This window comes from Roseibium aggregatum, assembly GCF_017309185.1.
Classification (GTDB): domain Bacteria; phylum Pseudomonadota; class Alphaproteobacteria; order Rhizobiales; family Stappiaceae; genus Roseibium; species Roseibium aggregatum_B.
In genome coordinates this window covers 17,501-29,099 of sequence record NZ_JAEKJZ010000006.1, presented here as the reverse complement: position 1 = coordinate 29,099, position 11,599 = coordinate 17,501, and the positions used below count along the sequence as shown (strand labels likewise).

Here is an 11,599-nt window from a genome sequence, read left to right as displayed (position 1 = left end):
AGAAATTTTTTGCTCTCGCGTCACAACCGGACCAGGCCGGTCGTCAATCAGGTGTCACTCCCTTTAACCTTACATGGAAGACACCGATGACAGCTTCTACCTCTATCAATTATCAGTCCTTCATTCCCTCCGTGCTGCAGCGTTTCATCGCGGCAAGCGGGGAAATCGGACAGACGGACCTGGCGCCGAAACTGCGTCATCTGGTCGATCTCAGGGCGTCACAGATCAACCAGTGCGCATTCTGCGTGAAGATGCACACCAAGGAAGCCCTGGAGGCGGGCGAAACCCAGGAACGGCTGCAGCGTCTCACGGTCTGGCGCCACGTCGACGATTTCACACCGGCGGAAAAGGCGGCCTTTGCCTGGACCGAAGCCTTGACCGTGCTCGACGAGAAAGCCGACTATGACGCCTTGAGGAAAGACCTGCGGGCGCATTTCAGCGAGAGTGAAATCAGTGCTTTGACATCGGCGGTCGCGATGATCAATCTCTGGAACCGTATGCAGGTCTCCAACCACTGAAGGCTTCCCGCGATGTCCGAAACAGCGCAGAGCGAAGTGTTTGAAGCTATCCGGCCGAGGCTGCTCGGCCTCGCCTACCGCATGCTCGGGTCCATGGCGGACGCGGAGGATGCGGTTCAGGACACCTTTCTCAAGTGGCAGGGGGCCGAGCAAGCCTCGATCGTCAGTCCGGAGGCCTATCTTACGACGCTCTGCACCAACCGCTGTCTGGACTATCTGAAGGCCGCGCACAGAAAACGGGTCGACTATGTCGGTCCGTGGATCCCCGAACCGCTGCAGATCGGAACGCAAGACGATCCCGAACGCGATCTGGAGCGGGCACAGTCACTGACGACGGCGTTTCTCTTGCTCCTGGAACGCCTGTCGCCGAAGGAGCGGGCGGCTTATCTCCTGCGGGAAGTCTTCGGGAAGTCTTATCCGGATGTCGCGGCAACCCTGGGACTGAGCGAGACGGCCTGCCGTCAGCTCGTTTCCAGGGCGGGCCGACACGTCAAGGATCCGGCCGCGCGGTTCGTGCCGCCGCCCGAGCACCAGGAGCGCATGTTGTCCGCCTTTCTGGCGGCCCTCGAATCCGGCTCCCCTGACAGGCTCAGCGTTCTCTTGGCCGACGGCGTGCAGTTCCAGACCGATGGCGGCGGCAAGGCAACGGCGCTTCGCCGGGTTCTGAGAGGTCCCGAAGCGGTCGGAAAATATGTCGCGCGCATATTGAGCCGGCTGTGGACCGGTGCGCGGCTTGAGCATCTGGATATCAACGGCCTGCGCGGGATCGCTGTTTACGACGGGCCGCGGCTCGTGACCGCGATGACACTCGGCTATTCCGAAGACGGCAGGATCGACAGGATCTACAACATCCGGAACCCGGACAAGCTGCGCCGGCTCTCGCGGCCCTTGCGTCATGATCCGGCGAACGGAGCCCTCTGGAACGAGGTGTGTGATCCCGGGATTTGATGGCGCAGCCTTTTCCCGAAAGCAAGGATGCGCCATCGGGCGGCTTTCAAACGGGAACGCCACAACGGCAGAGGTGCCCCGGACAAATGGGGCGAACTTGTCGCTTGGCGCCCTGAAATGTGTCGATTTCGACCCATCGTGTTTCCGTGGTGTGTTGGAATCGACACATGATCATGGGCGCACTCCGGACTATGGAGCGTCTTCAGTCTTTGTTAACCTCTCAAAACCGGCGTTTTGAAGAAGGTGGCGGAAATTGGCACGAAGTTTGCCAATATCGTGCCGACCAGCCCTTGCGCTGTCCGGCCGACCGGCCGCCAATCTAGAATGTCTGGGAGGACATCCAATGAAAAAGTTGTTCATCGCCGCTGCCGCCGCAGCTTCCGTTTCCATGTCGTCCGCCGCGATTGCCGCCGACGCGTGCGGGGACGGCGAGGTCGTCATCAAGTTCAGCCACGTCGTTGCTGCTCAAGGCCACCCGAAAGGCGAAATGGCGTCCGCTCTCGCGGAGCGCATCAACACCGAAATGGACGGCAAGGCCTGCATGCAGGTTTTCCCGTCCTCGCAGCTGTTCGACGACAACAAGGTGATGGAAGCTCTGCTTCTCGGCGATGTTCAGCTCGCCGCGCCGTCGCTGTCCAAGTTCGAATCCTACACCCTGAAGTACCGTGTGTTCGACCTGCCGTTCCTGTTTTCAAACATGGACGCGGTGACCAAGTTCACCAAGGGTGAAAAGGGTCAGGAATTGCTCGGTGCGATGTCCGACTACGGCTTTGTCGGCCTCGGCTACGTCTTCAACGGCCTGAAGCAGTTCTCCGCCAACAAGCCGCTTCTGGTTCCTTCCGACGCCAAGGGCCTGAAGTTCCGCGTTCAGACTTCCGACGTGGCGGTCGCCATGATCGAAGCCATGGGCGCCAACGCTCAGAAACTGGCCTTCAAGGAAGTCTACGGCGCGCTGCAGACAGGTGTTGTCGACGGTCAGGAAAACACCTGGTCCAACATCTACACCCAGAAGTTCTTTGAAGTGCAGGACGGTACCACCGAAACCAACCACCAGCTTCTGACCTACCTCGCGGTAACTTCCCAGGAATGGCTGGACAGCCTGGATGCGGATGTGCGCGACCAGTTCCTCAAGATCTTCACGGAAGTCTCTGACGAGTACAACGACCGTTCGACCGCGATCAACGAGGAAAACAAGAAGAAGATCATGGAAAACGGCGGTGAAGTGCGCCAGCTGACCGCCGAGCAGCGCGACGAGTGGGTCAACACCATGAAGCCGGTCTGGGACAAGTTCCGCGAGGACATCGGCCAGGACGTCATCGACGCTGCGGTCGCTTCCAACCAGGCAAGTTGAACCTGAAACCGCAAGAGGCCGCAGGGCGGCCTCTTTTCGCCGACACTTCCGCAGGCTCCTGGCCTGCGGAAGCCGCGGTTTCCGGCGCTCTTCCGAGCGCCGCAGAACCCGATTGCACGATTCAACCAACAAGCCGCGGTCAAGCGGCTAGCCCGGAGCCGAAGAGCTCCAGACTGGGGAGGCTTCCATGTCCCGTGTCGGACGCTTCGTCGATTCCTTGGAAGAAAACATCATCGCCTTCATTCTGGCCCTGATGACCATCGTCACTTTCTCGCAGGTGGTGGCGCGCTATGGCTTCAACTCCGGCTGGGGTGCCGCGCTGGAATTCACCCGTGTCCTGTTTGCCTGGCTGATTCTGTTCGGAATGAGCTATGGCATCAAGATCGGTGCCCATCTCGGTGTCGATGCGGTCATCAACCTGTTTCCGCGACCGATTTTCCGTCTGTGCGCCCTGCTCGGCGCCGCGCTCACCGTGCTCTATGCGCTGCTTCTGTTCGACGCGACCTGGTTCGGCGGGCTGCTGGCGCTGGAAAACAAGGGATCGACCGGTGGGGCCTATGCCTATGTCGCCAAGTTCTACAAGCTGCCCATCGGCATGGAAGACCTGAAATGGCCGGGCTTCATCCAGGACTGGTTCGGAGTAAGGGAACGCGTTCCGCGCTGGATTCCCTATATCATCCTTCCTGTCGGTCTCCTGCTGCTGGCCTTCCGCGCCGCCCAGGCCTTCGTGCTGATCCTTCTCGGCAAGAAAGAAGCCATTATCGCCGCCCACGAGGCGGAGGAACTGGTGGCTGAAAACAAAGACGTGCTGAAGGACTAAGGCCCGATGGAAACCGCATTTCTCTTCCTGTTCGTTTTCGGCTTTCTGTTCCTCGGAGTTCCGATCGCCGTTTCCCTGGGCCTGTCGGCCGTTCTTTACATCGCGCTCTTCAGCCACGATTCCATGAGTTCCGTGGCCGTTCAGCTGTTCAATGCCTCGCAGAACTTCACGCTGCTTGCCATTCCGTTCTTCATCCTGGCGTCTTCCTTCATGTCGACCGGAGGCGTCGCCAAGCGCATCATCCGGTTCTCCATCGCCACCGTCGGATCGATCCGCGGCGGACTGGCGATCGCCGGGGTGTTCGCCTGCATGCTGTTCGCGGCGCTGTCCGGTTCATCTCCGGCAACCGTGGTCGCCATCGGCACCATCGCCATCGCGGGCATGCGCCAGGCGGGCTACACCAAGGACTTTGCCGCCGGCGTGATCGCCAATGCGGGCACGCTTGGAATCCTCATCCCGCCGTCCATCGTGATGGTGGTCTACGCGGCGGCGACGAACGTCTCCGTCGGCCGCATGTTCCTCGCCGGCGTCATTCCGGGCATCATCGCCGGCCTGATGCTCATGATCGCCATCTACGTCATGGCGCGGGTTAAAAATCTTCCCGCTCAGCCCTGGCCGGGATTCCGGGAAATCTGGGGTGCGCTTTCGGAAGCCGCGGTCGGCCTTTTCCTCATGGTGATCATCCTGGGCGGCATCTACGGCGGTATCTTCACGCCGACCGAAGCCGCGGCCGTTGCCGCTGTCTATGCCTGCCTGATCGCTCTCTTCGTCTACCGTGACATGGGGCCGCTGGCCGGTATCGGCTGGGTGGACGACAGGGACGGCCCTCTGGCGCTGACCGGGTTCAAGACGATCACCTACGCCCTGGTTGCGATGTTCGTCTGGTCCGGTCTTGCCTATGCCTTTACCGATCGAGCGGGCTTTTTCGGCGTTGACAGCGCGATCGTCCTGATCGCCGCCCTTATTGGTTATCCGATGCTGCGCGGCGGGCTGAGCCCGGCGGAGCTCCCGGCCGCCTACGCGGTCGGCGGCAAGGTCTGGGGCCGCAATCTCGGGCTGATCGGCTGGAAGTTCTTCCCTGCCATGTTCCACAAGGACACCAAGAAGGTTCTGACGGATTCGGCGAAGACAACGATCATGCTGATGTTCATCATCGTCAACGCATTGCTCTTTGCCCACACCTTGACGGCCGAACAGATCCCGCAGGTCATCACCGACTGGATGGTTGAGGCCGGTTTCAACTGGTTTACCTTCCTGCTCGCGGTCAACATCCTGCTCCTGATCGGCGGCCAGTTCATGGAACCCTCGGGTCTGCTTCTGATCGTGGCTCCGGTGGTGTTTCCGATCGGACTGGAACTCGGGGTCGACCCGATCCATCTCGGCATCCTGATGGTCGTCAACATGGAGATCGGCATGATCACGCCGCCCATCGGACTGAACCTGTTCGTGACCTCTGGGATAACGGGCATGAGCCTCCTTCAGGTTGTCAAGGCGGCGCTTCCGTTCGTCCTGATCCTGCTCCTGTTCCTGGTGCTGGTCACTTACGTTCCCGCGATCTCGACCTTTTTACCCTATGCTCTGATGGGGCCGGAGATCATCACGCAGTAAGCGCGTGGACCTTTGAAACGACAAAACGGCGGTCCCTCGAGGCCGCCGTTTTTAATCCCGGATACAAGGCGAAAAAAAACCGGTCTCCGAAGAGACCGGCGGAAAGGTTCTGCCAATAGCGCCGGCTCAGACGACACTGCCAAGCTTCATGGCGACGCTCATGTCGCCTTCCACCTGCATCTTGCCGCCCATGAAGGCGCCGGTCGGATCGAGGTCGCCGGACAGAAGGTCGCCCAGATCGCTGGCGGACATCTTGATCGTGCAGTCGGCCTCGGCATCCTCATTGGTGACATCCGAGCCCTGTACGAAGATCACGCCGTCCTCTCCCAGATCGAATTTCACGCTTTCATCGATGCCGCCGCCGGCCACCTTTTCGCGTACGCTTGCCGTAAGCTGGTCCAATGACATTTTTTTCTCCCATTTAGATCAGGCGTCTGCCGTTGTCTTCTTGAAGCATGCCGTTTACGTAATCGTCAAGAAGGAATTTGCGCCTCAGTGATTGTCGCGCGGCAACCCTTTTGTGTGGGCGACATCCTGGTACTTGACCGCCGGTTCCAGCACCATGCCCTCGTCGAACTGGCCGACCATCGTGCGCTGGATCTCCTGCCAGGGGGTCTGACTTTCGGCGACCTTGAACCCGCCGGCAGCCTCCAGAACCGCCCGGCGGTGCGCGAGCTCGTCTTCGGAAATCAGGATATCGGCGGTGCCCGTGTTCAGGTCGATGCGGACGCGGTCACCGGTTTTCAGAAGTGCCAGGCCGCCCATGGCTGCGGCTTCCGGTGAGGCGTTCAGGATCGAAGGCGATCCGGAGGTGCCGGACTGGCGACCGTCGCCGATGCAGGGAAGAGCGGTGATGCCGCGTTTGATCAGCTCTGCCGGCGGCTGCATGTTGACCACTTCCGCGCCGCCGGGATAGCCGATCGGCCCGGTGCCGCGGATGAACAGGATGCAACTCTCGTCGATCTGGAGGCCGGGTTCGTCGATCCGGTGGTGGTAGTCTTCCGGTCCTTCGAACACGATGGCGCGCCCTTCGAAGGCCTCCGGGTCGTCCGGGTTGGAGAGATAGCGGTCGCGGAATTCCTTCGAGATCACGCTGGTCTTCATGATGGCGCTGTCGAAGAGATTTCCTTTCAGGTTCAGGAACCCGGCCTTTTCCATCATCGGGCTTTCGAAGGGTTTGATGACATCCGGCAGGTCGGTTTCAACGCCCGCGCAGTTGTTTCCGATGCTTTGGCCGTTGGCGGTGACCGCGTCCGGATGGGGCAGTTTTCCATGGCGCATCAGTTCGGCGACCACCGCCGGCACGCCGCCGGCATGAAAATAGTCCTCGCCGAGATAGTCCCCGGCGGGCTGCAGATTGACCAGAAGTGGTACGTCGTGACCGATGGCCTGCCAGTCGTCGTTGCTCAGGTCGACACCGAGGTGTCGGGCAATGCCGTTCAGGTGGATCGGCGCGTTGGTCGACCCGCCGATGGCGGAATTGACGACGATGGTGTTCTCGAAAGCCTCGCGCGTCATGATGTCGGAGGGTTTGAGGTCCTCGCGCACCATGTCGACGATCCGCTTGCCGGTTTCATAGGAAATCGCGCCGCGTTCCCGGTAGGGGGCGGGAATGGCGGCGGCCCCCGGAAGCTGCATGCCGAGCGCCTCGGCGAGTGAATTCATGGTCGTGGCGGTACCCATGGTGTTGCAATAGCCGACGGACGGTGCGGAAGACGCGACCAGGTCCATGAAGCCCTTGTAGTCGATCTCGCCTGCCGCCAGCATCTGGCGGGCCTTCCAGACGATGGTGCCGGAGCCGGTGCGCTCGCCCTTGTACCAGCCGTTCAGCATCGGCCCGACGGAGAGCGCAATGGCGGGAATATTCACGGTCGCCGCCGCCATCAGGCAGGCGGGCGTGGTCTTGTCGCAGCCGATCGTCAGCACGACGCCGTCGATCGGATAGCCGTAAAGCAGTTCGACGAGACCGAGATAGGCGAGGTTCCGGTCGAGCGTCGCGGTCGGCCGCTTGCCGGTTTCCTGGATCGGATGGACGGGAAACTCGAAGGCGATGCCGCCTGCGTCGCGGATTCCTTCGCGCACGCGCTTGGCAAGCTCCAGATGGTGCCGGTTACAGGGGGAAAGATCCGAGCCGGTCTGGGCGATGCCGATGATCGGCTTGCCCGACTGCAGTTCCTCGCGGGTGATGCCGAAATTGAGATAGCGTTCGATATAGAGCGCGGTCATACCCGGGTTGTCCGGATTGTCGAACCAGGCGGTGGACCGCAGTTTTGGTTTTTTGGTATCGCTCATCGCGCCTCATCCCTCATTTCAGGCCCTTGCTTGGACCGTAGTGAGTTCCGATAAACACCAGCTCCCTGGCGGTGTAAAGGCGGCCGTCTTCAGGCTTTGGCCGCCCCGCGCCGGGTCACGCGGCCCCGCGTGTCCGTTTGAGGGTGTCCGCGACGGAAAAACGGGCAAACGTCCAAAGGATCGCCAGGCAGAGGGCAAAGAGGATAGGCGCGGCGGCGAGCGGCAGAAGGGCGCAAGCCCCCAGAAGCCCTGCGAAGGCCCAGAGCCCGGTCAGGATCCGGCGGGCATGAACGGCGAGCAGATTGCGGCGCGTGGCGAGTGCTTTCAAGGCCGGAAAAGCGCCGATGTCGTCCGTGTCGCTGACGGCGATCGGAGCGGTCTTCATCAGCTCTTCCGGTCCATCGGCCGGCCCGCTGTCCCGCAGCTCCAGCGAAGTTCGGTCCGGAGACAGGGTAAGGACGAGAGAAGATTGATCCCCGAAGGCCCTGCGGCACCCTTCCAGGGCGGTTTCTCCAGGCTTTGGATCGTCGAAGACTTCCAGCCCGAGCATGTTGGCGAGCGCCTCACGGGTCTTGGGATTCTCGCCCGTGTAAAGCCAGGGCACCAGCCCTTCGCATCTTAGCGCCATTCCGGCGACACCGGCGTCCTGCCTGAGCGTTCCTTCGAGGCCGAGCACGCCGACGACCCGGCCGCCGACAGCGACGCGCAGCACGGTCTTGCCGTCGGCCTCAAGGGAGCGGGCTATGGCGTCCGCCGTAAAGCTGTCGATCTTTAGCTGGCGGAGCAGATCCGTTGTGCCGATGACCACCGTCTGGCCGCCGAGCAAGGCGACGACGCCAAGGCCGGGGGTGGGTTCGAAACGGTCCGGCATCTTAAGGTCGACATGCCACTGGGTGGCCAATTGCCTGAGTGCGACGGCGACCGGGTGCCCGGATTGCGCCTCCGCCGAGGCGGCCACGGCGAGCAGGGTTCTGGGCTCGTTGTTGAAGGCCATCACGTTGGTGACCATCAGGTCGGGACCGGACATTACCGCGGCCCGGTCGATCACGATGTCCCGGGCCCGGGCGATCTTGGAAAATGCGCCATGGCTGAGGTCGCGGGCACCGGACGCCAGCGCCGCCTTGTGGAACACGCTGTCGGCGAAGGCGTTGATGCCGTCGATCAGGGACGGCCACGACAGCAGGAGGGCGGCCGTGAGGGCGCCCGCCTGTTGGCGCGGATCGACGAATTGCCAAACGAGGGCGGTCACGGTGGCGAAGGCGAGCGACAGGCAGGCTTCCCTGAACCCGTTGTAGTCGCCGCGCGGGGGCAGAAGGCCGACGCCGAGTGCCCTGAGGGACATCAGGATCGCGGCGCCCAGAGCCGGCAAATCGGCCGACGCCGAATCGGTGTCTGAAAGCCTGAAAAGGGTCGTTGCCACGAGAAGAACGCAGGCTGCCCCGGCGGTGAACAAGGTTAACGGGCGTCCCGGAGAGGCATTGAGTGACGAAGACAGGCCCAAAAGAGCAAAAATCGCGGAAAACATGCTGAAAATGAGGGCGTTGTATTTTCCGAACACGAAAACCGGCAGACCCGGCCCGGTGGTGTTGTTGGCCATGGCGACGGCCGCCAGAAGTAAAAACAAGGCCGCCAACCCCACACAGGCGAACCAAAGAGTTGAAACAATTGTATTTTTCTGCATGGCCGCAGGCTTTCTTCAATCGAAATGTCTGAATGTTTCCGAGCTGCAATGAATTCATGACGGCAGGGCTTGCGGCCGGAAGACGATTTAAAAATGCGGGAGCGGAAGCAGGCAGGCAATGCCGTAGAGTCAATCGAATCGGCGGGTTGCCGTTTCGGCGAGCAGATCCTCGAGAAAAATGCCGATGATTTGTGCAACGCACCGCTTGTGTCGGCGGCGACTTTGAGTAAAGTTACGCTACGAGGTTTTTTAGAGCCTGCCGTATTTAAAGGCTCACGGGCAGATGGTCTTATGACCATTATATATTTGGGGCGTATTTTTTAAGAGGAGGGCTGCGAAGCCCTCCTTTTTTATTTTCAATAGTCTGAGCCGATTGCGACTGCCGCGAAGCAAATCGACATCCGCGAAGCTGTTCCACAAGGTAATTGAGGTCAGCCGGTCAGGGTTGCTTCGATCCGCCGGGCGGGTCGCGAGCCGGAGCGGCAAATTTTGCCTGGTCCGGAATCGATTGTGGTTATCGGATGGCGAAAAGCCGGGAGTTGGGACGTCGGCAAGAGTCAAGAGGACGACTCGGACGAATCTGAAAAAAGACTCATCTTCAATGACTTGGCGAAAGCGGACCGGACCTGGGGCGTGCCGGATCTGGTTGCGGTCGGTATCAAGCGGTTTCCAGGTTCGCGCGGGACAGGAGATCCATTGACGGCATCAGGCGCAGGAGTTCGCGCGTATAGTCGTGCTGGGGCGCCTCGAAGAGAGTGTCGCATTCAGCCACTTCGCAGAGCTCGCCGTGGCGCATGACACCGACGCGGTTGCACATTTGCCGGATGACGGCGAGGTCGTGACTGATGAACAGCATGGTCAGTCCGAGCTCCTCCTGCAGGTCTTTCAGGAGATTGAGGATCTGGGCCTGAATCGAAACGTCGAGCGCGGAAGTCGGCTCGTCGCAGATGAGGAACCTCGGCCGGGTCGCGAGAGCTCTTGCGATGGAGATGCGCTGCCGCTGTCCGCCGGAGAACTCGTGCGGAAACTTCCTGCCCGCCGCCGCGCCGAGACCGACGTGATCCAGCAGGTCGTCGACGATCTGACGGACCTGCCTGTTGTCCGAGGCCAGCCGGTGAAACCTGATCGGTTCCGCAACAATGTCGCTGACCCGCATCCGCGCGTTGAGCGAGGAATAGGGATCCTGAAAGATCATCTGCATCTGGCGGCGCATCGACAGCACGTCGGCGCGGTTCCGCAGCGAGGTCAGTTCGGTGGATCCGAACAGGATCGAGCCGCCGCTCGGCTGATAAAGGCCGGTGATCAGGCGCGCTATCGTCGATTTTCCGGACCCGCTTTCACCGACCAGGCCGAAGGTCTCGCCTTCCTCAATGTTGAAACTGACGTTTTTGACGGCCTGAAAGTATTTCCGACGGGAAGGAAAGATCGAGCCGCGGGTCTCGAAGCGCATGCTCAGATCGTCGATCCGGACAAGCGGTCCGACGACGTTTTCGTAGTTCTGGGTCTTGCCGAGCCAATGGGTGGCGATGTCGAGTTGGTTCTGGGGGGTACCGGCTTCTTCGATATAGTTGACGGCCGGAAACCGCTCGACCTTGATGTCCGGGCGGGGAACGGCTGAAATCAGGCTCTTCGTATAGGGATGGCCCGGCGCGCCTAGAACCTGCCCGGTCTCGCCATATTCCACCAGCCTGCCGCGATACATGACCGCGACGTGATCGGTGATTTCTGCGATCACGCCCATGTCGTGGGTGATCACCAGCATGGCCACGCCGCGCTCCTCGCAGAGCCTCTTCATCAACTCCAGGATCTGTGCCTGAATGGACACATCAAGCGCGGTGGTCGGTTCGTCGGCGATGACCAGCTCCGGTTCGGCGCAAAGGGCGAGCGCGATGACCACGCGCTGGCGCATGCCTCCGGAGAACTGATGCGGATACTGTTTGATCCGCTCGCGCGGATCGGGAATGCCCACCGAAGCGATCAGGTCCACGGCGCGCTCGCGGGCCTCTTTCCGGGAGAGCGGCAGATGGGTCCTGATGGTTTCCACCAGCTGGGACTCGACGGTTTGCAGCGGATCGAGGGACGTCAGCGGATCCTGGAAGATCATGCCGATCCGGCGCCCGCGCAACCGCCGTTTCTCCCGGTCCTTGAGATTGTCGATGCGCTTGCCGTGCAGAAAGACCTCGCCGTGCGAAATCTGCCCGGGTTCCTGAAGCAGGCCGATGACCGCATTTCCGACGGTCGACTTTCCAGCGCCGGATTCGCCGACAACACCAAGGATCTTGCCGGCCTCCACGTTCAAGGTGACATCGTCGACCGCAACGAAAACGGACCTGCGGCTTGGAAATTCGACCGTCAGGTCCTTGATTTCAAGAACGCTCATA

Annotated in this window: 9 protein-coding genes; 5 read left to right on the top strand and 4 right to left on the bottom strand. The window is 61.1% G+C overall.

Annotated features, from left to right (window positions below):
* Positions 1-86 precede the first annotated feature (86 nt).
* From JF539_RS22015 to JF539_RS21995, 5 genes are all read left to right on the top strand, one after another.
* Positions 87-518 (top strand): carboxymuconolactone decarboxylase family protein, encoded by a 432-nt coding sequence (locus JF539_RS22015; protein WP_207142907.1) that lies wholly within the window; start codon positions 87-89, stop codon positions 516-518.
* A 12-nt stretch (positions 519-530) separates the two neighbouring features.
* Positions 531-1,466, top strand: a complete 936-nt coding sequence (sigJ, locus tag JF539_RS22010) for an RNA polymerase sigma factor SigJ (RefSeq protein ID WP_207142906.1) — start codon at positions 531-533, stop codon at positions 1,464-1,466.
* 343 nt (positions 1,467-1,809) lie between these two features.
* On the top strand, positions 1,810-2,817 hold the full coding sequence (locus JF539_RS22005; protein WP_207142905.1) for a DctP family TRAP transporter solute-binding subunit: 1,008 nt from the start codon (positions 1,810-1,812) through the stop codon (positions 2,815-2,817).
* A gap of 187 nt (positions 2,818-3,004) precedes the next feature.
* Positions 3,005-3,637 carry a TRAP transporter small permease gene (locus JF539_RS22000; protein WP_207142904.1) on the top strand — a complete coding sequence of 211 codons (633 nt, stop codon included), beginning with the start codon at positions 3,005-3,007 and terminating at the stop codon, positions 3,635-3,637.
* 6 nt (positions 3,638-3,643) lie between these two features.
* A complete protein-coding gene (locus JF539_RS21995) occupies positions 3,644-5,245 on the top strand; it encodes a TRAP transporter large permease (RefSeq protein WP_207142903.1) in 1,602 nt (533 codons plus the stop codon).
* A 126-nt stretch (positions 5,246-5,371) separates the two neighbouring features.
* Here the strand turns inward: JF539_RS21995 and JF539_RS21990 are convergent, their stop codons facing one another.
* The 4 genes from JF539_RS21990 to JF539_RS21975 all read right to left on the bottom strand — a co-directional run bounded on the left by JF539_RS21990 (position 5,372) and on the right by JF539_RS21975 (position 11,598).
* A complete protein-coding gene (locus JF539_RS21990) occupies positions 5,372-5,653 on the bottom strand; it encodes an SCP2 sterol-binding domain-containing protein (protein ID WP_207142902.1) in 282 nt (93 codons plus the stop codon).
* 84 nt (positions 5,654-5,737) lie between these two features.
* Positions 5,738-7,537: an IlvD/Edd family dehydratase gene (locus tag JF539_RS21985; RefSeq protein ID WP_207142901.1), complete on the bottom strand. Its 1,800-nt coding sequence runs from the start codon at positions 7,535-7,537 to the stop codon at positions 5,738-5,740.
* 115 nt (positions 7,538-7,652) lie between these two features.
* Positions 7,653-9,218 carry an HAD family hydrolase gene (locus tag JF539_RS21980; RefSeq protein WP_209017503.1) on the bottom strand — a complete coding sequence of 522 codons (1,566 nt, stop codon included), beginning with the start codon at positions 9,216-9,218 and terminating at the stop codon, positions 7,653-7,655.
* Positions 9,219-9,876: 658 nt separating this feature from the next.
* Positions 9,877-11,598 (bottom strand): dipeptide ABC transporter ATP-binding protein, encoded by a 1,722-nt coding sequence (locus tag JF539_RS21975; protein ID WP_207142900.1) that lies wholly within the window; start codon positions 11,596-11,598, stop codon positions 9,877-9,879.
* Position 11,599: the final 1 nt, after the last annotated feature.

What these genes read in the sequence shown, in the direction of transcription:
- JF539_RS22015 (WP_207142907.1), top strand. Translation starts at nt 87, where the DNA reads ATGACAGCTTCTACCTCTATCAATTATCAGTCCTTCATTCCCTCCGTG.
- sigJ (WP_207142906.1), top strand. Translation starts at nt 531, where the DNA reads ATGTCCGAAACAGCGCAGAGCGAAGTGTTTGAAGCTATCCGGCCGAGG.
- JF539_RS22005 (WP_207142905.1), top strand. Translation starts at nt 1,810, where the DNA reads ATGAAAAAGTTGTTCATCGCCGCTGCCGCCGCAGCTTCCGTTTCCATG.
- JF539_RS22000 (WP_207142904.1), top strand. Translation starts at nt 3,005, where the DNA reads ATGTCCCGTGTCGGACGCTTCGTCGATTCCTTGGAAGAAAACATCATC.
- JF539_RS21995 (WP_207142903.1), top strand. Translation starts at nt 3,644, where the DNA reads ATGGAAACCGCATTTCTCTTCCTGTTCGTTTTCGGCTTTCTGTTCCTC.
- JF539_RS21990 (WP_207142902.1), bottom strand. Translation starts at nt 5,653, where the DNA reads ATGTCATTGGACCAGCTTACGGCAAGCGTACGCGAAAAGGTGGCCGGC.
- JF539_RS21985 (WP_207142901.1), bottom strand. Translation starts at nt 7,537, where the DNA reads ATGAGCGATACCAAAAAACCAAAACTGCGGTCCACCGCCTGGTTCGAC.
- JF539_RS21980 (WP_209017503.1), bottom strand. Translation starts at nt 9,218, where the DNA reads ATGCAGAAAAATACAATTGTTTCAACTCTTTGGTTCGCCTGTGTGGGG.
- JF539_RS21975 (WP_207142900.1), bottom strand. Translation starts at nt 11,598, where the DNA reads ATGAGCGTTCTTGAAATCAAGGACCTGACGGTCGAATTTCCAAGCCGC.